The 25,880-nt window shown below is 58.4% G+C and carries 20 protein-coding genes; 9 read left to right on the forward strand and 11 right to left on the reverse strand.

Features of this window, described 5'->3' with window-relative positions; translation table 11 throughout:
• Nucleotides 1–210 precede the first annotated feature (210 nt).
• Both AC1RPZ_RS15925 and AC1RPZ_RS15930 read right to left on the reverse strand, forming a co-directional pair.
• Entirely contained in the window at nt 211–1,347 is a 1,137-nt protein-coding gene (locus AC1RPZ_RS15925; protein WP_493137956.1) for a catalase family protein, read from the reverse strand.
• 28 nt (nt 1,348–1,375) lie between these two features.
• Entirely contained in the window at nt 1,376–3,184 is a 1,809-nt protein-coding gene (locus AC1RPZ_RS15930) for a di-heme-cytochrome C peroxidase (RefSeq protein ID WP_493137957.1), read from the reverse strand.
• 271 nt (nt 3,185–3,455) lie between these two features.
• Between AC1RPZ_RS15930 and bamJ the strand changes: the two genes are divergently transcribed.
• The 7 genes from bamJ to AC1RPZ_RS15965 all read left to right on the forward strand — a co-directional run bounded on the left by bamJ (nt 3,456) and on the right by AC1RPZ_RS15965 (nt 11,654).
• On the forward strand, nt 3,456–4,169 hold the full coding sequence (gene bamJ, locus AC1RPZ_RS15935; RefSeq protein WP_493137958.1) for a BamJ family beta-barrel-assembly machinery protein: 714 nt from the start codon (nt 3,456–3,458) through the stop codon (nt 4,167–4,169).
• Nucleotides 4,170–4,462: 293 nt separating this feature from the next.
• Entirely contained in the window at nt 4,463–4,918 is a 456-nt protein-coding gene (locus AC1RPZ_RS15940) for a YkvA family protein (RefSeq protein WP_493137959.1), read from the forward strand.
• 115 nt (nt 4,919–5,033) lie between these two features.
• Nucleotides 5,034–5,375, forward strand: coding sequence for a helix-turn-helix domain-containing protein (locus tag AC1RPZ_RS15945; protein WP_493137960.1), 342 nt, complete (start codon nt 5,034–5,036; stop codon nt 5,373–5,375).
• A complete protein-coding gene (locus AC1RPZ_RS15950) occupies nt 5,372–5,743 on the forward strand; it encodes a hypothetical protein (RefSeq protein WP_019693066.1) in 372 nt (123 codons plus the stop codon). The genes AC1RPZ_RS15945 and AC1RPZ_RS15950 overlap by 4 nt, the downstream gene beginning before the upstream one ends.
• Nucleotides 5,744–6,145: an SEL1-like repeat protein gene (locus tag AC1RPZ_RS15955; RefSeq protein ID WP_401118611.1), complete on the forward strand. Its 402-nt coding sequence runs from the start codon at nt 5,744–5,746 to the stop codon at nt 6,143–6,145.
• A 230-nt stretch (nt 6,146–6,375) separates the two neighbouring features.
• Nucleotides 6,376–11,244: an RHS repeat-associated core domain-containing protein gene (locus tag AC1RPZ_RS15960; RefSeq protein WP_493137961.1), complete on the forward strand. Its 4,869-nt coding sequence runs from the start codon at nt 6,376–6,378 to the stop codon at nt 11,242–11,244.
• Nucleotides 11,241–11,654, forward strand: coding sequence for a hypothetical protein (locus tag AC1RPZ_RS15965; RefSeq protein WP_493137962.1), 414 nt, complete (start codon nt 11,241–11,243; stop codon nt 11,652–11,654). The genes AC1RPZ_RS15960 and AC1RPZ_RS15965 overlap by 4 nt, the downstream gene beginning before the upstream one ends.
• A 132-nt stretch (nt 11,655–11,786) precedes the next feature.
• Here the strand turns inward: AC1RPZ_RS15965 and AC1RPZ_RS15970 are convergent, their stop codons facing one another.
• Together AC1RPZ_RS15970 and AC1RPZ_RS15975 are read right to left on the reverse strand one after the other, a co-directional pair.
• Nucleotides 11,787–13,553, reverse strand: coding sequence for a bifunctional diguanylate cyclase/phosphodiesterase (locus AC1RPZ_RS15970; RefSeq protein WP_493137963.1), 1,767 nt, complete (start codon nt 13,551–13,553; stop codon nt 11,787–11,789).
• A gap of 127 nt (nt 13,554–13,680) precedes the next feature.
• A complete protein-coding gene (locus AC1RPZ_RS15975; RefSeq protein WP_493137964.1) occupies nt 13,681–15,768 on the reverse strand; it encodes a carboxy terminal-processing peptidase in 2,088 nt (695 codons plus the stop codon).
• Nucleotides 15,769–15,990: 222 nt separating this feature from the next.
• Between AC1RPZ_RS15975 and AC1RPZ_RS15980 the strand changes: the two genes are divergently transcribed.
• Nucleotides 15,991–16,953 (forward strand): zinc-binding dehydrogenase, encoded by a 963-nt coding sequence (locus tag AC1RPZ_RS15980; RefSeq protein WP_493137965.1) that lies wholly within the window; start codon nt 15,991–15,993, stop codon nt 16,951–16,953.
• Between the two features lie 115 nt (nt 16,954–17,068).
• Here AC1RPZ_RS15980 and AC1RPZ_RS15985 read toward each other — a convergent pair whose 3' ends face one another.
• The 6 genes from AC1RPZ_RS15985 to AC1RPZ_RS16010 form a co-directional block, all read right to left on the reverse strand.
• Nucleotides 17,069–17,722 (reverse strand): HAD family hydrolase, encoded by a 654-nt coding sequence (locus AC1RPZ_RS15985; RefSeq protein WP_493137966.1) that lies wholly within the window; start codon nt 17,720–17,722, stop codon nt 17,069–17,071.
• 43 nt (nt 17,723–17,765) lie between these two features.
• On the reverse strand, nt 17,766–18,770 hold the full coding sequence (locus AC1RPZ_RS15990; protein ID WP_493137967.1) for an ABC transporter ATP-binding protein: 1,005 nt from the start codon (nt 18,768–18,770) through the stop codon (nt 17,766–17,768).
• On the reverse strand, nt 18,767–19,567 hold the full coding sequence (locus AC1RPZ_RS15995; protein ID WP_019693058.1) for an ABC transporter permease: 801 nt from the start codon (nt 19,565–19,567) through the stop codon (nt 18,767–18,769). Before AC1RPZ_RS15995 ends, AC1RPZ_RS15990 begins: the two co-directional genes overlap by 4 nt.
• Nucleotides 19,554–20,399 carry an ABC transporter permease gene (locus AC1RPZ_RS16000; RefSeq protein ID WP_493137968.1) on the reverse strand — a complete coding sequence of 282 codons (846 nt, stop codon included), beginning with the start codon at nt 20,397–20,399 and terminating at the stop codon, nt 19,554–19,556. Before AC1RPZ_RS16000 ends, AC1RPZ_RS15995 begins: the two co-directional genes overlap by 14 nt.
• Entirely contained in the window at nt 20,396–21,202 is an 807-nt protein-coding gene (locus AC1RPZ_RS16005; RefSeq protein WP_493137969.1) for an alkaline phosphatase family protein, read from the reverse strand. Before AC1RPZ_RS16005 ends, AC1RPZ_RS16000 begins: the two co-directional genes overlap by 4 nt.
• A 131-nt stretch (nt 21,203–21,333) precedes the next feature.
• Complete coding sequence (locus AC1RPZ_RS16010; RefSeq protein ID WP_493137970.1) at nt 21,334–22,410, reverse strand: ABC transporter substrate-binding protein; 1,077 nt, start codon at nt 22,408–22,410, stop codon at nt 21,334–21,336.
• 349 nt (nt 22,411–22,759) lie between these two features.
• Between AC1RPZ_RS16010 and phnR the strand changes: the two genes are divergently transcribed.
• Nucleotides 22,760–23,473, forward strand: a complete 714-nt coding sequence (gene phnR / locus AC1RPZ_RS16015; protein WP_493137971.1) for a phosphonate utilization transcriptional regulator PhnR — start codon at nt 22,760–22,762, stop codon at nt 23,471–23,473.
• 48 nt (nt 23,474–23,521) lie between these two features.
• On the opposite strand, the gene AC1RPZ_RS16020 is transcribed toward phnR, so the two are convergent.
• Complete coding sequence (locus AC1RPZ_RS16020) at nt 23,522–25,678, reverse strand: mechanosensitive ion channel domain-containing protein (RefSeq protein WP_493137972.1); 2,157 nt, start codon at nt 25,676–25,678, stop codon at nt 23,522–23,524.
• Nucleotides 25,679–25,880: the final 202 nt, after the last annotated feature.

Consider the following 25,880-nt stretch of genomic DNA (forward strand, 5'->3'; position numbering starts at 1 on the left):
CGGTAGTTCAGTCGGTTAGAATACCGGCCTGTCACGCCGGGGGTCGCGGGTTCGAGTCCCGTCCGCTGCGCCATATTCGGTAACCTGGAACGCTGAACGCCAGGTCACTACAGAAAGCCCGCTCAATGCGGGCTTTTTGCTGTCTGGGGTTTGGCATTGCCAATGACTTCAACAGGAAGCGACCTTCGGGTCGCTTTTTTCGTTTATGGACTATTGCTCGGCATTACGTGCGTGCCGGTAATCACTGATCGCTTCGTACACCGCTTTGCGTAGCCGATTGATACCGCCAATCGGTCGATGAGCTTCCAGACCAAACCAGGGGTTGAAGGACTGGTTGTCGCATTGCAGGTTCAGCGCGGGCGTGTCGAAGTCCTGGGCGGGGATCTTGATCCGCGCCACGGTTTCGTACGGCGCATCGCTTTCACGCCATTCGATGCTGGTGTCCTCGATCGGCATGTACTTGGTCGGGTCCTGTCGCTGAATCTGCAAGACAAAACACGCCGGTATCCGATCCGTCGACAGCTGTTGATTCAGTGCACTGCGCAAGAAGTTTGGCAGCGCTTGATTCTGCGCAGGCAGGGTGTAGCTCGGGCAGCTGTCAGGATCCGGCGCGACGCGAAACTTGGCATTGGCCGTACCAAACTTATACGGCGAGACGGAAAAGTAAGTGGTCTGGGTCGGGCTGGCCGGCGCTGGCGCCAGGGTCGCCAAGGCAATGAACAGGTGACGAACCTGCCAGCTACGCGGATCCCAACTCGGAAAGAACGCCATGACCTGCTTGCCGTCGGCCTGGGCAGCGACGTTCTGACGGTACTCGGCGACATTGCTGACGAAGAAGTTCGGATGGCTGAACATCACGAAGTCCTGCTCGCCACGGCTCTGCTGATCCTTGAGCAGCTGTGTTCCCGGTACATCAAGCAATTTGATCGCCATGCCTCGGGCATCGCGGACGCTGTCGAATTGCGGATAGGCATTGCCGTTGGACAATCGCAGGGTGGCTTGCCAAGTCTTGCCTGCTTCAGCAAATACGCCTTGGCGCAGTTCCGGCGTCAAATCGGCCAGCACCTGTACCTCGGCTTTTACGCAGCCATGCGCCTTGGCGTGGGCATCACGCAGGTAGCGAGTGTTTTCGCGATGCTGGTCGACGATGCGCACGGCGGTCTGAATGATGTCCTGAGTCATTACTGCTTCACCGGCCGGAATGTGCTCGTTGGCAGAGACCGGGCCGCTGTGATGCCAGGCGAACCAGGCCGTCGCCACTGCCCAGCCCAGCAAGCCGAGGACCAACAGAAGCAGCAGGGTTTTGACGAGCAATGCGCCGATACGTAGCCAGAGAGTGATCAACATGCGCGAGTCCTTTTTGCAGAAGCGATGGTCATGGCACTTGTGACTCCAATGGCCCACCGAGCACCTTCAGATATTCCAGCAACGCCCAGCGCTCTTGTGGTTGCAGCAAGCGGCCGATGACCCCATTGCCACGTTCTCCGGCACGAAACTCGTGACCACTATTGTGGTTGCCAGTGATGTTCGTATCGAACACAAATCCGTTGGTGAAGGCTTCAGTGCGATAACCCAGGTGCTGCGGGTCGTATTCGAACGTGCCTCTATAGAAGCTGGTTGTACGTTCATCCTGCGGCGAGAGCAGTTGGTAGATATTCGGTACTGAACCGTTGTGCAGAAAGGGTGGCGTCGCCCAAACGCCTGCCAGCGGTCGCGCTTTGTAGGCGCGTAGTTCACGAACGCCAATCGGCAGGCCAAACCCATCCATGCCCGGGCGCTCTTCAGGTGTGACATTGGCGTCACGGTAAGCGCGGTTCTCAACGAAAGCGGTGACGTAGGCCAGCCCTTTCGCGACCGAGAGCTTGCTCAGGTCCAGTGGCGCTGTGGGCGTCGGATGCAGTTTGACGTCCAGTTTCGCCAGCTCGACCAGGTCCCACTTGAGCGCGCTCAGGTTGAAACGGTGGTCGGCAATGTTGTTGGCGGCGCCGGGGTCCGTCCCAATGACGTCCACCGGTAACATCTTCAATTTCTGTTCAGTGCGACCGTTGACGTCGGTCACGCTCGGTACATGGCACCCGGCGCAGTTTTCGACGAACAGCGTGCGCCCCTTGGCGGCCAGGGGCTTGTCGATACTGCCGAGCAACGCTTCGGGCCAGGCCGGTGGCTTGAGTCTCTTCAGAGTTTCTTCGATCAGTTGCAGATCACGAACACGAACGCTGGAAGGGTAACGATCATCACCCTTGAGCGGCTGGCCATTGGTATCGAAGAAATTCAGCGTTGCGCCAACACCCAGCGCTTCGCCAATGTTGCGCGCCATAGGCTGCTGGGCCGAACCGTTCCACTGCACCCAATCGAAGGTCCAGATGTCCCACAGCTGCGGGTAGTCCACCGGAGCATTGGCTACTCGGTAGTTGTCCGCTGAAATGGCGTCGCCGAAACTGGCGTTGGCGATACGTCCGAACGCGTCGGTACGGCCTGGACCTTCTTCGGTTGGGTAAAGACCGCGGTGGGTGTCGTTCCAGGCAACGCGCAGGAAGGTATCCAGCGAAGTTTTGAAGTCCTGGCGCAGTTGCGAGTGTTGGGCTTCATAGTCCTGACCCAGCACGTTGCGTGCGAAACGTTCGAATTTCCAGGGGTTGTAGTAGGTCGAGGCGAGGCTTGCGACCAATGCCTGACCGAAACTGCCGCCGCGCAGAGTCGGTACGCTGGAAGGCAATACGTGCTGTGCCGAGCCGCCGTCGATGCGTACTGCCTGGCCTTTAAAGCGTAGTTCGCCGGTGTGGCAGGCGGCGCAGGTAATATCCAGAAACTCTTCTTTACTGCCTGGATTCTGATGGTGGGCGAAACCGACTGGCAGATTGCCTGGGTTGTTTGGTGTGGCTTTCTGGGCGGGATCCACCAGAAAGCCGAAACGTGCCAGGTATTCGGGCTCTGCAAAACGTTGCTCCGAGAACGGCAGTTCAAGTGCTGTGAACCAGTCGTAGCGCAGGCCTTTGACCTGCGTGCCCTGCGGTGTGAAGTAGTAGGTCTGGCGGTCGGCGGGGTCCCACTGCTCGAGGTAATGCACCTGCTCGACTGGCGTATAAACCGGCAGTTTCGGGTTGGCGACGTAATACAGGACTACCGTCAGGGCGACGGCCAGCAGGACGAGTATCAGTAACAGAACACGGAGTAAGAGGCGCAAGTTAAACATCCCTGTCGATTTATAGCCTTGTTATGCCTCAGCACCGAGGTGCACGGCAAGTGGCCATTACGCCAGACGTTGTAGGAACGGGCGTTTGCTGCGCCGAGAAGAGGCTGACAGAAGCTTCATGACCGCCGCTCGCAAAATACGTTAAAAGGCCTGAACTTATCAGATGTTTCCTGCTCTCATGCCGGTAGCCATTGGTCGTGGCGGCCTGATAAGCTCGCGGCTTTACTCGATTGCCCTTTAGGCGCATGAACAAGGAAATAGCATGAAACAGCATCGGTTGGCGGCGGCGGTGGCCCTGGTTAGCCTGGTACTCGCGGGTTGTGACTCGCATACCAGCGTTGAGCTGAAAACCCCGGCGCAAAAAGCTTCCTACGGTATCGGCCTGAACATGGGCAAGAGCCTGGCTCAGGAAGGTATGGATGACCTGGACTCCAAAGCCGTAGCCCAAGGCATCGAAGATGCCATTGGCAAGAAAGAACAGAAGCTGAAGGATGACGAACTGGTCGAAGCTTTCGCTGCGCTGCAAAAGCGCGCTGAAGGGCGTCTGGCGAAAATGAGCGAAGAGTCGGCAGCTGCCGGCAAGAAATTCCTCGAAGACAACGCCAAGAAAGCCGGTGTCACTACCACGGCTTCCGGCCTGCAGTACGAAGTGATCAAGAAGGCCGATGGCCCTCAGCCCAAGCCGACCGACGTAGTGACTGTTCACTATACCGGCACTCTGACCAACGGCACCGTTTTCGACAGCTCCGTCGAGCGCGGCAGCCCGATCGATCTGCCGGTTAGCGGCGTGATTCCGGGTTGGGTTGAAGGTCTGCAACTGATGCACGTAGGCGAGAAGTACAAACTGTACATCCCTAGCGATCTGGCTTACGGCGCACAAAGCCCTAGCCCGGCGATCCCGGCCAACTCGGTGCTGGTATTCGACCTGGAACTGCTGGCGATCAAAGATCCGGCAAAACAAGACGCCGCCAAGTAATCAGCGTCTGCTATAAAAACAACGCCCCGTTCATACGGGGCGTTGTTGCATCTGGCGTTCAGTGGCCGACAATCCAAACGAACGGACGCCGTGGAGTGGAGTCATAGCATTGAGGGTGCCGCAGCTAAACGCAGTAGGTTGCCAAGTCAATGAAATGTTGGGTTTTTTTATGTGAGTAAAAAACGCCCGATCTGAGTTGAGCCCTTGTAAAACGGGGTCTTCAGGGGTGAAAAACGGCTCTGTTCACAAGGTTATCCACAATTTGTGTGGATAACATTTCAGCGGGAGAGATTATGAAAGCACCCTGGAATTTCGCTCGATTCCTACCCCTGGCTGGAAGGTTGCTCAGTCGTGGGCGTTTACCGGCCCTGTTGTTCGCCGTAGCCAGAAAAGGTGCGAGCCAAGGCGACCGTTTGGGCAAGCTTAAAGACGACCTGCGATTGCTCCAGGCATTGTGCCTGGCGTACTGGCGCGGCGAGTATCGGGATATCAGTCGCAAGTCGATGCTGACGGTGGTGGCAGGGCTGATGTACTTCCTCAGTCCGCTCGACGCCATCCCGGATTTCATTCCGGTATTTGGCATGCTCGATGACATCGCGGTGCTGGCCTGGGTGATGAAAACTCTCGATGACGAGTTGAACGCTTTCCGTGCCTGGCGTGACCGTCAGCTTCCGGAAAAGCTCGCCGTCGTGGAGCGTCTGCCTGATACACCGGAGCAATTGCAGCTGCAAGGCCCGAAAAAAACCTGAGCCGATTCAGGTTCCTCCACAGATTGATCCCCCCTCGCGACCTTGGCGGCTGTTAGGATTACACTTCTAAGGAAAAGTGCCGACTCGCTAAGTGTTGTTGTCCTACGGGGTAGTCATGGATATTCAGATAATTGCACGCGATGGCGAGCCCGAATACGCGGTTCTGCCGTGGGCTCAGTATCAAGCGTTATTGAAAGCAGCAGGCGTCACTGAACAACCACCGCGTGAAGCTACAGTCCGCCACGCGGCCGCAGCAGACCAGGTTCTTCCGGGTCTCGATCAACTACGCAGTTTGCGCGAAGGGAAGGGCATCGCCATCGAGGCGCTGGCCCGCACGGTAGGCATCAGCCCGTCTTATCTGGCCTTGATTGAAAGTGGCGAGCGTCAACCTGACGCTGCGATTCGCCGCAGCCTGGCCTGGGAATTGGCGGTGCCAGGATGGAGGGATGAATCGTGAGCGTACGCATCAGTCGTCAACATTGGGATGGTTTAATCGGCGAGCTGGATCAGGCCCGCCGCCAGCGTCATCTTTTGACTTATCGCGCTTTGCTTGAGCGTTTGCAATTGCCAAGCCCGGCCATGCAAACCCTGACTGCGGCCCTTGAGCACCTGGCGGCTCTGGATGCACGGGCCGAGCAGCCGCTGCGCAGCTCGCTGGTCATCAGCCAGGGCGCAAGTCGTTTGCCGCGCACCGGGTTCTTCGAATGCGTCGAGCGGCTGGGGCGATTTTCAGGTCCATCCGATGGCGTAGCCGCCGCGTCGTGGCATGCATCGGAAGTGGTGCGGGTGTTTGAATACGAATACCCCGAATCCGCGGAGGCCTGAATGCTCTGGCGTCTTAAGGCTCGTGCCAGTTACTGGCTGGCACGCCGGCTGTTTCATTGGTCATGGTTTGTCCGCCAGCCACGCGGCTGGAGCTGGCTTGAAGGCCAGTTCGCGCGCATGGCGAACCTCGGCGATGTCGGTGCACAAAGCTTCTATGGGCACATCCTGACGTTCCGTGGCCAAGGCCTCGGTGCCCGCGAAGAGGGCGTACGTTTGTTGCGTCTTGCGGCGTTGGCAGGGGACGGTAAAGCTGCCTATCAGGTCGGTGTGATCAGTCTCGCCGGAACGCCGAGCAAGGCCCCTGATGCTGCCGAGGCGGCGCGTTGGTGGCAGATGGCGGCCAAGGCCGGACATCCGTTGGCTGAGATCAAGCTCAAGGAGCTGGAGTCGCGTAACGCTTAACGGTCGCCTTCACACTGGCTGGTCTGGTTTGCCCGTAAGCGCGGGCAAGCCATGCTCCTACAGACGTTTGTAAAGTATTCGCCCACAAAGTAGTGCCCGTTCTGATTGATTGACCCATTCCCTTCGCTTTAACGAAACGCCCTACATCATCCTCCTATTGTCCTGACTTCTTTCCCCGCGTAATCCCCGCAAAGTCTCGCGTCCCACAGCGACCGCGCGAAGGATTGCGAATGCTCGATCCAAAAAAACTTCAGGCCCTGAACACCGCGATCGGCCATCTGGTCATTGCTGCACTGAACCCGAAAAGCCCGGACATTGCGGCCGTCTTCAATGATTTTCGGCACTGCCTCAGCGACTACAAGTCCTGGGCTGAAAGTTTCTGGACGGGCTCGGCGCTGGACGTCGAGCAGGTATTCAAGGTTGGCAACGAAGTCAGCCTCAGCGCACCGAAGAATTCGACCACGCCGATCAGCGCGACCGTTGCAGCCTGTCCGGCCGGCGGATCATTGACCCTGGTGCATATGTTCGAGGCTGCGCGCTTCGTGCCAATCGGCAATACCCCGGTGATGCTCGAAGCGTTGATCGATGGGCCCGAGGGTGATGAGGTGGACGGCGAGCCGCTCCACGCAACTATCGGCTCCAGCGGCATTCTCGAATTCCCCGAATGCTGGCGTGGCGGGCGTTACCGGATCACCTTTTATCCCAATGTCTCTCAAAACCACGTCAAGGCGCTTTACGACTCGTATCAATCGACAATATCGGACCTTGAGAGCTGGCTGCGCAGCGAGTGGACGAACGAGTTTCAACCGTTGTGGGCGAGCTTTTCGCAAAGCGGCTTTATCGAGCGCTACAGCGCGTTGCAGCAGGCTGATCAACGGGGTGTTGAAAGCGCCTTGCTCGACCTTTGGGATGACGTTCAGCAGCTCTATCACCTGCTGGCCGACCTGCAAGCCAACAGTGAAAAACTCCTCGAGTACCTGACCCAGGCTGAACTCGAAACCTTGCTCAACACCGCCACAGAAACCATTGCCAATGGTTTGCTGGTGCTCAGCGATGAGCCGTTGCTGTTGATCTATCTGGCGGCCATCACCAGTTGGTTGCGGATGCTGCCGCCGCAGTACGAAGCCGAAGTGATGGCCGAAATCCGCACGGGCGTGTTGATCGGATTGCTGCTGGCCTGCGTGACCGGGCCAATGGGTCTTGGGGCGGGTGTGGGCACCAAAGTGCTGGGGAAGGTCAAGTCGCAGCGTGCTCGAAAGTGGCTGGCAGCCTTGAGCGTCCGACTGGCGCAAGTGTCGAGCAACCATCGTTTCAACAGTCACGCCGATGCGCTAAAGCCGCTGATGGTGAGCGCCCACAAGGCACCGCTCGCGCCTGCGCCGCGTGTGCCGTTGAAGATCAGCCCTGGTGATGCGCCGACCCTTTACGTGAAAAATCCTGCGGCCATCGCCCGCGACAAGTCAGGGCCTAAGACCCGCCTGAGCAAACAGGAACATCACGACAACGCCCCGGATCAGGCGAAAAACCCCAACGGTGCCAGCGCCGACTCGGCGAACAAAACCGCCACCCACAACTGCCCGGTGTCGATGGTCACCGGCGAAGAACTGCTGACCCTCACCGATGGCGAACTCGACGGCGTGCTGCCGTTTGCCTTGACCCGGCTGTACCGCACCAGCGCCGTTGAGCTCGACAGCGGACTGGGTTTTGGCTGGAGCCATTCGCTGGCGCACCGCCTGGAAGTCGACGGCGATGACGTCATCTGGATCGACCACGAAAACCGCCGCACGCGTTTTCCCCGGCCCAGCACCGAACGCCCGGTGATCCACAACAGCCTGTCCCGTGCAGCGATTTACCTGGGCGACGACCCCGATGAACTGATCCTCGCTCAGGCGGGTGAGGCGACGCGGTTTTACCACTTCCGCGACGGTCACCTCACGGCCATCAGCGACCCTTACAACAACCGCCTGCGCATCACCCGCGATCGCCAGGCTCGGATCAAACGTCTGGACAACGGTGCGGGTCGCGCTTTGCTGTTGCAATACGACCGGCGACACTTGATCGCTGTCGACTATCAGGTCTATTGCGCGACTGCGAATCCCAATGAAGCCTGGCAGACCGAGCAAATCCTGGTCACCTATCGCTATGACGAACGCAATCGACTGATCGAAGCCATCAACGCCGCTGGCGAAAGCGAGCGTTACGACTACGACGAACAGGCGGTGATTCTCCAGCGGCAACTGGCCGGTGGCGCGAGCTTTTTCTGGGAGTGGGAGCGCGAAGGCAAGGCCGCACGATGCATCCGTCACTGGGCCAGTTTTGCGCAGATGGACGCACGTTACGTCTGGGACGACAACGGCAGCGTCACGGTGCACAACGCCGACGGCAGCGAAGAGGTGTACGCCCACGACCAGCACGCGCGACTGGTGCGCAAGATCGAGGCGAATGGCGCTGAACACCTGAAGGCCTACGACGATAACGGTCAGTTGGTAGCCGAGAAAAATCCCCTCGGCGGCGTCACCCAATACACCTACAACGAAGCCGGACGACTGCTTGCGGTGATCCCGCCAGAAGACGAGCCGACTCACTACGAGTATCACAACGGCTTCGTTCGGGTGATGCGTCGGGGCAATGCGCGTTGGAAGTATCAGCGAAACACCCAGGGCGATATCACTGAACACATCAATCCTGATGGTCACATCACCCATTACCACTACGATGATCGGGGTCGACTGCTGTCTATCCGCTACCCGGATAACAGTTGTCACGTCCGCACCTGGAACAGCCTCGGGCAACTGACCGAGGAGCAACTGCCGGGCGGTGGTCGGCGGTATTTTGCTTACGACGCGTTAGGCCGGCAAAGCCGTCGTCAGGATGAGCATGGCGCGATCACCCAGTACCAATGGGATGTCGTCGGTCGACTGATTCAAACCACCTTGCCCGGTGGAGCGACCCGCGCCTTCAGCTACAACGCCTATGGCAAGGTCACCGCCGAACGCGATGAACTGGGCCAGGTCACGCGCTATGAATACGACGATGATTTGCACCTGGTCAGCCGGCGCATCAACCCTGATGGTACCCAGCTGCGCTATCGCTACGACAACGCGCGGTTACTGCTCAGCGAGATCGAAAACGAATCGGGTGAGCGTTATCAGCTGGAGTACGGCGCCAACGGGCTGATCCAGCAAGAGACCGGGTTTGATGGGCGGCGCACTGCATACCGCTATGACCTCAACGGCCATTTGCTGGAAAAAACCGAGTTCGGCGACGATGGTTCGCGGCTGATTACCGGCTACCAGCGCGATACGGCTGGACGTCTGTTGGTTAAAACCCTGGCTGACGGTAGCCAGGTCAATTACCACTACGACGCATTGGGTCGGCTGGTCAATGTCGTCGATGGCAACGACTGGCCGCTGGAGTTTGAGTACGACGCGCAAGACCGGCTGATCACCGAGCACCAGGGCTGGGGCACCTTGCGTTATCGCTACAACGTCTGTGGCCAGCTTGATCACCTGCGCCTGCCGGACAACAGTACCCTCGATTATCACCACGCCAAGGGCGGTGCGCTCACCGCCATCGACCTCAACGGTGCACGGCTGACGACGCACGTCTTTGGCGCAGGACGCGAACAGCAACGCCAGCAAGGTCAACTGCTCAGTCAGTACCGCTACGACGAACAGGGGCGATTGCAAGCTCACGCCGTTTCTTATGCCGAGCAACAACGCTATCGCCGTGATTACGCCTACGGCGCCAACGGCAACCTCGATTTGATCGCCGACAGTCATCATGGTCAGCGCAGCTACTTCTATGACGAACTCAACCGCCTGACCCGCGTGCGTCACGCCAATGGTGAACCCGCAGAAAGCTTCGGCCACGACCCGGCCGGCAACCTGCAAGTGCAAGACCGCCCAGGCCTGGCAACGTTCAAAGGCAACCGCCTGCTGCTGCAAGGCGACCGCCATTACGACTACGACGCCTTCGGCAACCTGATCCGCGAACGCCGGGGTACCGCGCAGAAACTCGTCACCGAATACCGTTATGACTGCCAGCACCGGCTGATTGGCGTCGCACTGCCGGATGGCAGAACCGCCAGCTACCGCTATGACGCCTTTGGTCGTCGCATCGCCAAAACCGTCGATGGCCACACCACCGAGTTCTTCTGGCAAGGCGACAACCTCGTCGCCGAAAGCAGCAAAGGACACTACCGCAGCTACCTCTACGAACCCGGCAGCTTCCGCCCCCTGGCCATGCTCGACGGCTTCGGTCGGCGCAAGGCCTGTCCGTTCTACTACCAGCTCGACCACCTCGGCACGCCGCAAGAACTGACCGATTACAGCGGCGAGATCGTCTGGTCCGCGACCTATAAGGCCTACGGCAAACTCGCCAGCCTGAAGCACTTTGGCGAAGAACAGCTTGAGCAGCCGTTACGGTTTCAGGGACAGTATTTCGACACTGAAAGTGGCCTGCACTACAACCGGCATCGCTACTACAATCCGGATATTGGCCGGTACCTGACGCCGGATCCGAGCAAGCTCGCCGGTGGGATTAACGGCTATCAGTACACCCGGAACCCGACGGGGTGGGTGGATCCGTTGGGGTTGAATGACTGCCCGGGGGCAGGTAAGTGCAAGAAACCGGGGGAGACAGAAGATCCGGCGGGGAAGGCCTCGGTAGACAAAGGCGAGCCAAAACCACCAAAAGGCGAAGGTGATTATCTATATCGCGGAGATGAACGAGAGCCCGATGATGTGTTTAAAAATGGATTCAAGAGCAAAGGAAAAAGCAATGACTTATTGCTTCATTCAATTGACAGTGATTATCCGCCTAGCAACTTTATTAGTACCTCCACCTCAAGGGATGTGGGGAAGAAGTTTGCTACGAATGACAATACGCAGATGGGGTACTTGTATACTCTGCGAAAAATTCCAGGCCATGATCTAAAAAAAGAACTGGGAGCGGATTATCTGTTTGGCAAAGAGAAAGAAATAGCAATACCATCTAAAATCAAGGGTGAGGATGTTCTTGGTGCAACGCTGATTATAGACAATGGTCGCGAGTTCGGATATTCCATACCTAATCCAAATAGGAAGATAAAAAAATGAAGCCTACAATCATTGTGGATATAGTTGTTGGTGTTAATGGCGATAAGGAAGGTGCCCAGCTTATTTGTGATAAAAAGAAAATAACAATAGAGTTCTTAATGCGCAACGGTTATCGCAAGATTTACTCTGATCATGATTTTTACAAGTGTTTTGCTAGGGTTAGAGAAGATCATCCTGATTTGATTTTTTACTGCAAGGGAGCGAAAGTTAATGTCCATACGTCGAGTATGTCCTCTCAGATGTCGCTTGGTTTGAAAGCCTATGAGCTGACTTTAGGGAAGGCGTCTTCGCTAGATGATGTTGTATATATATTTGATTATGCCGAAGGTGAACTCACGAATAACTATAGCGCTCAGAGAGAGTTCTATATGCGCTGGATAAAGTCAGAGAAGCCCATTGATGATGAGTGAGCTTGATTTAACGACTCTATGTTCATGAGCTTATCACTTTAATTCGCTGGCTTGTCATTGATGAGAACGTTATGTGTGATAGTGTTGTTGAGCGAATAAGCGGTCGGTTCATTTTTCTCGCCGCTAAACAGTTTAAGCTTGCTCCGCCAAACCCAAACTATCAATCACATGAATGCTATGCCCCTGCACATTCTTCGCATGATGCTTGGCCTGTGAAGCCATTTCCGCGAGTTGGCTTGAATCGAGTTGTCCGCAGGCCTCAGGGTGTAAGTGCACCACGCCAATCGACAGCGACAGCAGCGGAAATTCCTGACGAGCGCCCTGGCGATTGGGCGCGATGAAGCAGCCGGCTTCCAGGTGTTCGCTGCGGTAGAAGCGTCGGCATTGGCTGTGGAAGTCGTCAAGCAGTTGGTTCAGGCGTTTGCGCCAGTCTTCCGGGCCGAGGACCAGCAAGAAATCATCGCCGCCGATATGGCCGACGAAATCACGGCTGGGATCTACGCGATCATTCAGGCATTGCGCCAAACACAGCAGGACTTCGTCGCCGCGGCCGTAGCCGTAGATATCGTTGAAGGGTTTGAAACTGTCGATGTCGACGTAGCAGATCACCGACTCGCGGCTCTGTTGCAGCAGGCGGGTCAGGCACTGCTGGATCGGTACGTTGCCCGGCAATAGGGTCAGCGGGTTGGCGTAGCGGGCTTGCTGGATTTTCAGTTCGGTAATCAGTTTCAGCACGTCGATCACCCGGCCCAGACCCAGATAGCCACCGTTGAGGGTGATGATGAAATCCTCTTCGATGCGCTGTCGGGCGCGGCTGGTGATCAGTCGGCTGACCTGTTGCAACGACTGACTGAGCTCGACGGCGAGGAAGTCGTCGTTCATCAGACGGCTGATCGGTTTGCGTGCGAATAGATCGGTGGCAAACGGCTTGAGCAGCGCATCAGACAGCGAATGACGGTGGACGATGCCGCAGGGCTGACCGAGCTCGTCGAGCACTGCCAGCGAGTTCAGGTTGGCTTGACGACGGAAGGCTTCCAGCACGTCAGCGGTAGGTGTGTCGCGGTCCACCGCCGGATGTTCGTTGAGCAGGGCGCTGAGGTCGCTGCCTTCATCGTTGAAGACTACTGCGCTGCTGTCGCGCTTGGGCATCATCTTCCGGGCGTCCCGTGGCGGATGCTCTTGCGGACGGCACAACAGATAGCCCTGTACCAGGTCGACCCCCATCTCGGTCAACACCGCGAGTTCTTCCGGCAGTTCGATACCTTCGGCAATGACTTGCGCCCGCGAGGCTTTGGCGATCTGCAGGATCGAGCCGACGAATTCGCGCTTGAGCGCGTCCTGATGAATGCCATCGATGAAATGCCGGTCGATCTTCACGTAGTCCGGACGCAACTCTGACCAGAGTCGCAGGCTCGAATAACCGGCACCCAGGTCATCCAATGCAATCGAAAACCCCATGTCCCGATAGTGATGCAATGCGTTTTGCAGCAACTGAAAGTCGTCGGTCGGGGTTTGTTCGGTGAGTTCGATCACCACCTGATTTGGCGGGATGCCGAAATCCTGGAGCATTTGCAGGGTTCTGCCGGGCTGATGGCCGGCTTCGAGCAGTGATTCGGGGGAGACGTTGAGAAAGAGCTTGCCCGGTAACTGTTGTTCATTGAAACGACGACAGGCGCTGTGTCGGCAGGCCATTTCCAGCTCGCTGAGACGGCCAGCCTGGCGGGCCACGGCGAACAACGCGATGGGCGAATGCAGAGGGCTGTTGGAGGGACCGCGGCTGAGGGCTTCGTAACCGAGGATGCGTCGTTCGGACAGTGAAACGATCGGCTGGAACAGACTGTGCAAACCACTTTGAGCCAGGATTGAACTCAAGGCACTCAGCTGTTCGGTCGTGGTCATGGCGATCTCTGGCGATAAAAAAAGGACTGGGCCCGCTCTTTTTCAGAGAGCGCGCCCAGTCCTTTATTTCACGACAGAATGATGACTGTTTGATGACGACCCGGGGAGCGTCAGCATTAAATTGCCATCATTTTTTGTTGCTGGCGACCGCGGTGTTCAGTTTCAAGTAATCCAGCAGAATCCGCCCGGTTTCGCTCAGGTAGGCATCGTCTTCCGGTTTGGTCTTTTCTGGCTCGGCCGCGATAGCGTCTTCGTCTTCTTTCTTCAGCTCTTTGAGCGGATCTTCGCCCTTGGCCTTGCGGCGGATGTTTTCCATCACCAGCTGCTTGGCTTCGATATCGGCGTGTTGCGCGCGACGCTCGGCTTCGTTGAGGCTGACGTTTTTTTCCGCCATCAGCTTCTGGGCCAGCGCCAGTTTGTCGCGAATGAACACAAACTCCGCGTCCTTGGCCGAGCGGGCGTCATGCTCGGACTTGAGCTGTGTCAGGTACGGTTTGAACGGGTCGACTGCCGGCTTGATAGCCGCGCGAATGGTGTCCCACGGCATGGATTCCGGCAGGGCACTTTCGCCGATTTCCTTGGTGTCGATGATCGACGGGAAGTCGACATCCGGCAACACGCCCTGATGCTGGGTGCTCTGACCGGAAACCCGGTAGAACTTGGCCAGTGTCAGTTTCAGCTCGCCATGGTTCAGCGGCTGAATGGTCTGCACGGTGCCTTTACCGAAGGTCTGGCCGCCGATGATCAGCGCGCGGTGGTAGTCCTGCATGGCGCCGGCAAAAATCTCCGAAGCCGAAGCAGACAGGCGGTTGACCAGCAATGCCATCGGGCCTTTGTAGAAGGCGCCCGGGCTTTCGTCTTCCAGTACATCGACCCGGCCGTCGGCGTTACGTACCAGTACGGTCGGACCTTTGTCGATGAACAGACTGGTCAGCTCGGTGGCTTCCTGCAGGGAGCCGCCGCCGTTGTTGCGCAAGTCGATGACCACGCCGTCGACCTTGTCATTTTGCAGTTCGGTCAGCAGCTTCTTGACGTCGCGGGTGGTGCTCTTGTAATCCGGATCTCCGGCGCGGAAGGCCTTGAAGTCAAGGTAGAAGGCCGGGATCTCAATCACCCCGAGCTTGTAGTCCTTGCCATCCTGTTTCAGGTTGAGGATCGACTTCTTCACCGCCTGATCTTCAAGCTTCACCGCTTCGCGGGTGATCTGCACGATCTTGGTGGTCTGGTCGTTTGGCGCATTGCTGGCCGGGATCACTTCCAGACGCACCACGGTGCCTTTCGGTCCACGGATCAGCTTGACCACTTCGTCCAGGCGCCAGCCGACCACGTCGACCATTTCCTTATTGCCTTGGGCAACGCCGATAATCTTGTCGGCCGGTGCAACCTGTTTGGTCTTGTCCGCCGGGCCTGCCGGCACCAGACGCACGACTTTCACCTGGTCGTTATCGCTCTGCAACACGGCGCCGATGCCTTCCAGCGACAGGCTCATGTTGATGTCGAAGTTCTCCGCGTTATCCGGTGACAGATAGTTGGTGTGCGGGTCGTAGGACATGGCGAAGTTGTTGATATACGCCTGGAAGATGTCTTCCGGACGGGTCTGGTCCAGGCGCGACAGCTGATTCTTGTAGCGCTTGGTCAGGGTGTCCTGAATCTGTTTTGGTTCTTTGCCGGCGATCTTCATGCGCAGCACTTCGTCCTTGACGCGTTTGCGCCAGAGGTCGTCGAGTTCGGCACTGGTCTTGAGCCACGGGGCATCCTTGCGATCGATCAGCAAGGTTTCCTTGGTGGTGAAGTCCATCTTGTCGACGCCTTTGTTCAGCTCGACCAAGGCGAAGTCCAGACGCGCTTTGACGCGGTCCAGGTAACGCTTGTAGATGGTGAACCCGGCGTTCAGGTCGCCGCTTTTGAGGAACTCGTCAAACTGGTTTTTCCATTTGTCGAATTCGGCAATGTCGCTGGCCAGAAAATAACTGCGCGACGGATCCAGCAGCTTCAGGTAGCTGTCATAGATGATCGCAGAGCGCGCGTTATCGAGCGGCGGTTTGCTGTAATGGTGGCGCTTGAGCAACTCGACGACGTTCAGGCTGGCAATCACCTCGTCACGATCGGGCTGAAGGTTGTCCCAGCTATTGGCTGCGAACGTAGTGGGCGACAGCGACAAGCTGCCCAGGCCAATGAAAAGTGCGAGTGCGGTGCTGGGGAACAAATGCTTCATGCTGATTCGACGCGGGGGCAATTGATAACGCATATTAGGCCGTCTTTAAAGTCGCCGGTTCCACAAGGCTCTACGCAAACTGCCTGCGTGTCGATCATGCTGCGTTAAAAACAGGCTGATCGCCACTCGGAGAGTTTTCGTACGACCCTCGGGCCGGTCGCATAATGCAAAAAGCCCGGCTCTACAGCTTCGGGCTCAGTCCAGACTCACTATGGAGGCACTGTGAAAGCATTGCAAGGCGTTGAAGGTCGAGTGGAGTGGGTTGAAGAGTCCAGTCCGACGTGTGACGTAGGACAAGTTCGCATCCGAGTGGCGGCAGCGGGCCTCAATCGAGCCGATTTGTTACAGAAGGCGGGGCTCTATCCGCCGCCACCGGGAGCCAGTCAGGTGCTGGGTCTGGAGTGTTCAGGCGTGATCAGCGAGGTCGGCGCGGGGTCGTCCTGGAAGGTTGGTGACCGGGTCTGCGCACTGCTGGCGGGCGGCGGGATGGCCGAAGAAGTGGTGGTCGATGGCCGTCACGTATTGCCGGTGCCCGAAGGCTTGTCGCTGGTCGAAGCGGCCGCGTTGCCGGAGGTCTACAGCACCGCCTGGCTGAATTTGTTTCAACTGGCTGCGCTCAAGCCGGGTGAGAAAGTTCTCCTGCACGCCGGGGCAAGTGGAGTGGGTTCAGCTGCCATTCAGCTGTGCAAGGCGTTCGGCAACCCATGCTGGGTCAGCGTCGGTTCGGCGGATCGGCTGGCCTACTGCGAGGCACTGGGCGCGCAAGGTGGGGTGGTGCGCACCGATGGGCTGGAGAGTTTGAGTGACCTTGGGCCGTTTGATGTGATCCTCGATCCAGTTGGCGCCAACTATGCAGCGCTGAACCTGAAGCTGCTGGCGCGCGACGGTCGTTGGGTGTTGATCGGCCTGATGGGCGGTCGTGAAGCGCAGATGGATCTGGCGCAAGTGCTGGCCAAACGGATTCAGTTGTTGGGTTCGACCCTGCGCAGCCGCGACGAACAGTTCAAGGCCGATCTGTTCAGTGATCTGAGTCAACATGTCTGGCCGCTGTTCGCCGAAGGGCGTCTGAGTCCGCAGCTGGCCAGGACCTTCCCGATCAAGGATGCCGAAGCGGCATTCGCCGAGCTGGCGACCAATCAGGTGTCGGGCAAGTTGGTGTTGGTGATTGACGAAAGCCTGAACTAAAGGGCTTCACTGAACCTGTGGGAGCGAGCCTGCTCGCGATTCAGGCGACGCGGTCTACCTGTGAGACCGCGTTATCGTTCATCGCGAGCAGGCTCGCTCCCACAATGGTTCACGGTTACTTCCAGAGGTGAATCGGCCAGCCGGCCTTCTCAGCGTGCTCGAGCAGTACCGGATCCGGGTTGACCACATGCGGGTGGTCGACTTTGAGCAGCAATGGCAAATCGTTACGTGAGTCCGAATAGAAACTCGCGCCTTCAAGGTTTTCCTCTTCGGCGTCCAACCACTCCAGTAAGCGAGTGATCTTGCCTTCGCGGTAGGTCAGGGTGCCAACCGTGTTGCCGCTATAAACCCCGTGCGTCACTTCCAGCTCGATGCCAAGAATCTCATCGATGCCCAGGCGTTCGGCAATCGGTTTGACCAGGTGTGTGCCCGAAGCAGAGATCACCAGAATCCGGTCGCCCGTCTTGCGGTGTTCGGCGATGGCCTTGCAGGCGTCGCTGAAGATGATCGGTTCGATGAAATCTTCGACCCATGGAGTCACAAGGTGCTCGACTTCTTCCGGGGTGCGTCCGGCCATCGGTTCCAGACTGAAGGCCATGTAATCCTCCATGGCCAGGTGGCCCCTGCCGTAGGAGTCCATCAATTCCTTGTCGCGACGCAGGAAGGATTCGCCGTCGACCCAACCGAGGCGGACCATCTGCTCGCTCCACAGCGAGGCGCAGTCGCCATGGATGAGGGTTTCGTCCAGATCAAAAATTGCCAAAGCCATCAGTGCAGCTCTCTCTTTAACATCAGTGTGCGCAGCCAAGGCATCAGGCTACCTCACACAGGGCCGTCGGATCGATGGAAAGTGCCAGACGTTGACCGTCGGCATGCAAGTCAGCCGCCGAACGGTTCAATACGTCGACCACCAGTTCCACGCCGCGGGCCTCGACCCGATAACGGATCACGTTGCCCAGCAGGCTGTGGCTGCGGATCAGCGCATCCGGCTCGCCATGGCGGCTCAGTTCGATGGCTTCCGGGCGAATCGCGATGCGGCCGTTGATCGGCCGTTGCAGCAGTTTGCTGGCGCTGGCGGCGTCGAGCAGGTTGTAGTTGCCGATGAAGCCCGCGGCAAACACATCGACCGGCGCGGTGTAGAGGGTTTCAGCGTCGCCGCTCTGGACAATTTTGCCCTGGTTCATCAGGAAGATCCGGTCCGACATGGTCAGGGCTTCTTCCTGATCGTGCGTCACGAAAATGGTGGTCAGCCCCAGCTCGCGCTGGATCTGCCGGATCTGCTCGCGCAGGTGTTTGCGGATCCGCGCATCCAGTGCCGACAGCGGTTCATCGAGCAGCAGCAAGCGTGGTCGGGTCACCAGCGAGCGGGCGAGGGCGACACGTTGGCATTGGCCGCCAGACAGTTGATGCGGGTAACGGCTGGCGAAGTCGTGCAGTTCCACTAATTGCAACACTTCGAGGACACGTTTGCGGCTGTCGTCGGCGTTGACCTTTTGCATGCGCAAACCGAAGGCAACGTTCTGTTCCACGGTCATGTTGGGGAACAGTGCGTAGCTCTGGAACACCATGCCGATTCCGCGCTTTTGCGGGCTCAGCGGCACCAGGTCCTGACCATCGAGCAGGATCTTGCCGCCGTCCACTGCCGTCAGTCCGGCGATGCAGCGCAGCAGGGTCGACTTGCCGCAACCGGACGGACCGAGCAGGGTGACGAACTCGCCTTTCTGGATTTCGCAGTTGATGTCGCTGAACACCGGGGTGCCGGCGGAGCCTGTTTGTGAGTAGCTTTTTTGCAGGTGTTGGACGCTGACATAGCTCATTGGCTTTTGTCCTTGTTCAAAATATTGGCCGCCCAGGTCAGAACCAGCACAAAGAAGAAATAGGAAATCACCAGCGCGCTGGTGAAGTGACCGCTGCTGTTACGCATGTTGTTGAGGTAGACCTGCAGGGTTTCGTAGCGCGTGCCGACGAGGATGTTGGCGAACACGAACTCACCGAAGAGGAACGAGAACGACAGCAGCAACGCCACCATCAAGCCCTTGCGCAGGTTCGGCAGCACCACCAGGAACGCCGCTTGCCAGGTGCTCGCGCCGAGCAGTTGGGCAGAGTCCATCAGGTCGCGCAGGTTGATCGCTTGCAGGTTGTTGGTGATCGCCCGGTACATGAATGGCAGCGCCACGGTGAAGTAGCAACCGACCAGAATCCACGGCGTGCCGACCATCGCAAACGGCCCCGAACCGTAGAGCTGCAACAGCCCCACCGAAGACACCACCGGCGGCACCGCGAAGGGCAGCAGGATCAGGATGTTCATCAGCGCGTCGAGTTTCGGGAAGTGGTAATGCACCACGAACAGCAACGGCAGAATCAGCACCACCGACAAAATCAGCGCACCCACGCAGACCAGCAGCGACTGGCCAAAGGCACCGAGAAAACGCGGGTCGCTCCACAGCTGAATGTACCACTTGAAGGTAAAACCACTAGGCAGAACGGTTGCCGACCAGCTGCTGGCGATCGAGTAGATCAGCGTCCCGGCCAGCGGCAGCAACAGAATGGCAAACAGCAGATAAACGACCACCCGGTGGTAGACACCGACGGGTCCCAGTTCAGCGCGAGACATGGTAGCTCCTCTTCAACAGCAACTGATGGACCACGGTCACCAGGGTCATCAACGCCACCAGCACAACGGCCAGGGCGCTGGCCATGTTCGGGTCCAGGGAAATGTCGCCCGAAACCATCGCCGCGATGCGGATCGGCAGCACGTTGAAGTTGCCGGTGGTCAGGGCGTAAACCGTGGCGTAGGCGCCGAGGGCGTTGGCCAGCAGGATCACGAAGGTGCCGAGCAAGGCCGGGGTCAGCACCGGCAAGCCGATGTGCCGCCAGAACTGCCAGCCGTTGGCGCCGAGCAGGGCCGCCGATTCGCGCCAGTCTTCACGCAGGGCGTCGAAGGCCGGGTAAAGCAGCAGCACGCCAAGGGGAATCTGGAAGTAGGTGTAAAGGATGATCAGTCCGGTTTTCGAGTACAGGTTGAAGTCCTGAATGATTCCCGCCTGCTTGAGCATGATGGTGAAGCTGCCGTTGAACCCCAGCAGGATGATGAACGCAAAAGCCAGCGGTACGCCGGCGAAGTTGCTGGTCATGTTGGCGAAGGCGTTGACGAAGTTGCGCAGCTTCGAATCGACCCGGCGCAGCGAATAGCTGCCGAGGATCGCGATGACGATGCCGAACACGCTGGACCAGAAACTGATCTCGAGGCTGTACTGGATCGCCTGCATATAAAACTTCGAGTTGAAGATCTTGCTGAAGTTGGCCAGGCCCCAACCGAACTCTTCCGATTGCACGCTGTTGATCAGTACCCACCCCAGCGGAGCGATCTGGAACACAATGAAGAACAGGGCGAAGGGCACCAGGCACAACGCCGCCAGCCATTTGCCACGGGTGATTGAATTCACTTGAGCAGCTCCCGGCACACGGGTTTGTCGTGGGCAACACCCAGCAACTCGCAGACGGTGCCGCAGAGTTCGGTTTGTTTGGGGGCTGCGTCGGGATTGAAGCTGAAGGCATCACCGATGACGAACAGCGGCACTTCGCGTTCTTCGGCGAGCAGGCCGTTGTGGGAACGGTCGTTGTTCATGCCGTGGTCGGCGGTTACCAGCACCTGATAGCCGGCGTCGAGCCAGCCTTGCAGGTAGTCGGCGAGGATGATGTCGGCCGAGCGGGCGCTGTTGCGGTATTGCGCGGTGTCGAGGCCGTGCTTGTGCCCGGCGTCATCGATGTTCATGGGGTGAACCAGCAGAAAGTTCGGCGCATGGCGCAGTCGCAGGTTCTCGGCGTCAGCGAACAGGTGCGAGTCGGGGTAGTGATCGGACCAGTAGAAATGCGCGTGCTGGATCGGCAGTTCGGTGTTGTCGGTGTGGCGGTCGCGGGCAGCCATGAACGGCGAACGGTTGTACAGCTCGCTGACCCAATGGTAGGCCGCAGCGGCGGTACTGAGCCCGGCGGCAGTGGCGTAGTGGAACACGCTGCGCTGGTTGGACAGGCGCGACACGTTGTTGTGGACAATGCCGCTGTCGATCGGCGCGACGCCGGTCAGAATACATTCGTAGAGCGGGCGCGACAGGGACGGCAGTTCGCATTCGAGTTTGTAGAGTGCGGCTTTTTTTGCGTTTGCGTAGGCCTGCAAATGCCCCATGGCATGCCGCGCGACCTCGTAGTTCAGGCCGTCGAGCACCACAAGGATGACGTTGTGCTTCATGGGTAAAAGAACTCCGGAATCAAATGACGTAGGAGCTGCCGATAGGCTGCGATCTTTTGATTTCTTGCTTGAGATTCAAGTGAATCTGAAAGTAAAGATCGCAGCCTTCGGCAGCTCCTACGGATGCAGCATTACTGCATATTGATGATGACTTCTTCCTGCCACTTCTGTGGCAGGGCCTTGGAGGTTTTTTCCCAGGCATCGGCGTCGGTGATCGGCTTGGGCTTGGCGGCTTCATACTGCGCTGCCGGGATCAGGTTTTTCACCACATCGGCCGGTAGTTTCAGGTCTGTTTCAGCACGAATCGGGCGGGCGTTACCGCGCGCCAGGTTGATTTGGCCGGCATCGCTGAAGATGTACTCACGCGCCAGTTTGGCGGCGTTCGGGTGCTTGGCGTATTTGTTGATGATGGTGGTGTAACCGGACTTCACCGAACCATCGGACGGGATCAGCACGACGTAGTCATCCGGGTTGGCCATCTTGGCTTTATAGCTCAGGCCGTTGAAGTCCCAGACCACACCGACTTCGACTTCACCCTTTTCCATGGTCGAAATCGTCGGGTTGGCCAGCGACAGGCGACCCTGCTTGGCGATTTCGGCGAACATCAGCAGTGCCGGCTGAATGTTCTTTTCATCACCACCGTTGGCGATGGCGGCGGCCAGTACACCGTTGGCGGCTTGTGCGGCGGTGCTCACGTCACCAATGGAAACCTTGTACTTGCCGGTCTTGAGGTCAGCCCATTTGGTGGGTGCTTCAGAACCGTGCAGCAGCTTCTTGTTGACGATGAACGCGATGGTGCCGGTGTAGGCAAGTGCCCAGTTACCGTCCTTGTCCTTGGCCCAGTCCGGAACTTGTGCCCAGGTGCTTGGCTTGTACGGTTGAACCACGCCTTGCTTGACCGCGATCGGGCCGAAGGCGGCGCCGACGTCGCCGATGTCAGCGCTGGCGTTGTCTTTTTCGGCGGCGAACTTGGCGACTTCCTGGGCCGAGCTCATGTCGGTGTCGATGTGCTTGAGGCCGTAGTTCTTGGCCAGGTCTTCCCAGGTACCTTTCCAGTTGGCCCAGTCATCGGGCATGCCGACGCTGTTGACGGCGCCTTCCGCTTTCGCAGCGGCTTCCAGGGTTTTCAAGTCGGTGTCAGCCGCCATCGCTGCGGTGCACATGGCAATGGTCGAGCCTAACAGTGATGCCAGGAAAAGCTGTTTCATCCGAAGCTCCTTTGGGCGTATTCAACGCTGCGTTTTGCGGTTTGTTGGTCTAGGTCAGCAATACCTGAGCCAATTTAGGTGAGCTGGATGACACTTTGATGTCGGCATCAGGCGCGCTCGCATTTATTTCGCTCGGTAGTGAGGGCTGCGAGATAAGCGTAGACCATGAGCAGATGGCCGGTTTACAAGGACTTGGCCGCTAATTTGCAACGCTCTTGATCAACCGTTCGACGGCTTTGTCATCGATCAGTCATATGTATTGCCTAGGCTTGCAATACGTTTCAGGACGCGCTTTTTGGCGCGGTCCTGCCCAGAAACAGTGCTGGCCTAGTCCAGATAGGTAACGTTGATGCGCGAAGAGGCAACGAAAGCGGTGACAGCCATCGGTCAGGTGTTGCAGGAGCAGATCGATCACGGTCTGCTGGCGCCCGCAAGCAAGCTGCCGGCCGAGCGCAAACTCAGTGAGTTGTTCGGGACCACGCGGATCACTGTGCGTGAGGCGTTGTTGCAGTTGGAGGCGCAGGGGCAGATTTATCGCGAGGAGCGGCGCGGCTGGTTCGTTTCGCCACCGCGTCTGGCCTACAACCTGATGCAGCGCAGCCACTTCCACGCGATGGTCAGTGCCCAGGGGCGGGTGCCATCGACTGAAGTGATCTCGGCGCGGTTGCAGCCGGCCTCAGCGGCGGTGTGCGCCTGGTTGCAGTTGCCGGCGCTGTCGAGTGTGATTCAGATCCGCCGTTCGCGGCGCATTGATGGGCGGTTGGTTTTGTATGTTGAGCACTACCTCAACCCACAGTTTTTCCCGGGGATTCTTGAGTTCGACTTGAATCAGTCGATCACCGAGTTGTATGCGCGGCATTACGATTTGCACTACGGGCGGGTGCGGTTCGAGATTGTGCCGACTTCGTTGCCGGTGGATGCGGCGGCGGCGCTGAAAGTGTCGCTGGGGAGTCCGGGGTTACGGATTGCGCGGGTCAATTATGACCAGCACCAGCGGTTGATCGATTGTGATCTGGAGTTTTGGCGGCATGACGCGATTCATGTCGGGGTGGATGTGGTCTAAAGCCTCAAGCTACAAACCTGCCGCTTGAGGCTTGTAGCTGCTTTTCTCCTATTCCTTCTCCAGCCCACCACCCGCCGTCACCACTTGAATGCTCATCCTCGGCGTCGCCAGATCCAGTCCAGCCTCATCCAGATGCCGCTTGAGCGACAAATTGAATGCCCGTGACACTTCCCACTGTTTGATCGGCGCCGTCTTGAAGCGCGCACGAAGAATCGCGCTGCCGGATTCAAAACTCTCGACACCCTGAATTTCCAGCGGCGACCAGATGTTGCGGCGCTGGATGGGGTCGGTGCGCATTTTCTGGCCGACTTCGCGCATCAGTTTGATCGCGTCATCGATTTCCATGTTGTACGGCACCGCCACCCGGAAGATCGCGTAGCCGAATTCCCGAGAGTAGTTCTTGATGCTTTTGATTTCACTGAACGGGATGGTGTGCACGATGCCGTCGATATCCCGTAGCCGCACGGTGCGGATAGTCAGGCCCTCGACGGTGCCCAGGTGGCCGCCGACGTCCACGTAGTCGTCGATGGCCAGGGAGTCTTCGATGATGATGAACAGCCCGGTGATCAGGTCGGCGACCAGCGACTGTGCGCCGAAACCGATGGCCAGACCGATCACACCAGCACCTGCCAGCAGCGGCGTGACGTTCATGCCCATGTTGGCCAGGGCGACAATCAGCGCAATGATGAAAATCGCCACGAACAGCACGTTGCGGATCAGCGGCATCATGGTTTGCGCGCGCGCATTGGCCAGGCCTTTGCGCGAGCGGGTGAGGGCGTGGTGCACGGCGGTGTCGCTGAGGATCCAGATCAGCCAGGAAACGATCAGCGTACCGCCCAGGCTGAACAGTTTGACGCTGACTTCATGGCCTTCGCCTTCGGTGAAACCGATCAGCGACATGCCCCAGACCCGCAGGCCGAGTTCGATGAACGCCAGCCAAACCGCCAGGTGCGCGAGCGTATAGAAGAAACTCTTGAGGCGATCCGAATACAGTGCGTGACGCTTTGCCCCGCGTTGCGGCTTGAGTGCATGGCGGCGGACCAACCCGTTGATGACCATGCACAACACCAGCAGCACGGTGCAGATCAGCGATTGGCGAAGCGCGGTACTGGTATCACCGGCCGAGACGAACGTGGCGAACAGCGAGATCGCCACCAGCACCAGCGCGGGCAGGTACCAAAAGGTCCCGAGGATTTCGATAGTGTCGCTCAGCGCACGACGGGTCAGGCGCCGCGACAGCGGTTGATTGCGGATCAGGTGGGCAATGGGCCGGCGGAATCGCAGAATGAACAGGCCGGTGAAAATCGCTGCCAGCACGTTGGCGATGGTCGCGGTGGTGTGGGCCAGGTGAATGCCGAGGCTGGTGACCAGCCGTGGGTCGTTCAAGGCTTCACCGAAGGCCGCAAAACTGCCGATCAGCCACAGCGGGCGAAAGGCCTGGTGCCGCAGAATGTACAGGGCGCGATGCCGATGCGGGCCGTCGAGCAGGGAAAACGCGATCACACAGATCGCCGAGAAGCAGGTGCCGACCACCAGTGCATAGGCCAGCACCATGGCCAGGTATTTACCCAGTGAAGACGGCAGGGCGTAGCTCATATAGATGGTAATCAACAGGGCGATCAGCCAGGGGCCGAGTTTGCGCAGGGCAAAACGCAGCATGTCCCAGGTCTTGGGGTGCTGCGGCAGTTCTTCGGTCAGGCCGAAGCGAGTTCGGACGCGATGACCGAGCCAGATCAGCGCGGCGGCGAGCAGGCTCCAGAGCATCAGAATCAGGGCGAAGGCAAAGAGCATCGGCAGCCATTCGCTGGCCGGCAGCATCAGTCCGATGAGTTCGTCCTTGGCCAGGTCGAACTCATCGGACCAGCGAGTGAGCGGGCTATCGGCGCCGGAAAACTGTTTTTCGAGGCTGGCCAGGGTATCGCCGATCAAGCCGAGTACGCCTTCTTCGGTGGGTGTCTGGGCTTTCTTACTGACGTCGCGCAGTTTCTTCAGGTCGGCCAGCAACCTGGCCCGCTGCTGATCGTTTTCCAGCGATTTGATCACTTCGTCCAGCGATTGCCCCAGCGGTTCGGTGGCTTCCGGTTGGGCTTTTGGTGAGCCGTTGAGCAGGCTCGGCAGGCCGACGGCCTGAGCGGGGGCCATGGGAAGCAGCATCAACAGGCAGATGAACAGCGTAGACGGCAGGGCGAAAAGACGAGCGAACACTAGGCGGTCAACCTCAACAGGTGCAGGTCGAGCGAGTGTACGAGCGGGATAAAGCCAATGCGAGCGCTACAGGCGATGTGAAAACTACTGCGTGCTGTGCGCCTTCGGCTCTACGCGAGTAATCCGGCGTTAAAAACAGGCTCGGAATGCTCATTTACAACCCGTAGAGTCGGGTGCGACCCCAGCCGTTCCTCGCCTGTTT

The organism is Pseudomonas sp. GW822-FHT02D10, from assembly GCF_058802345.1.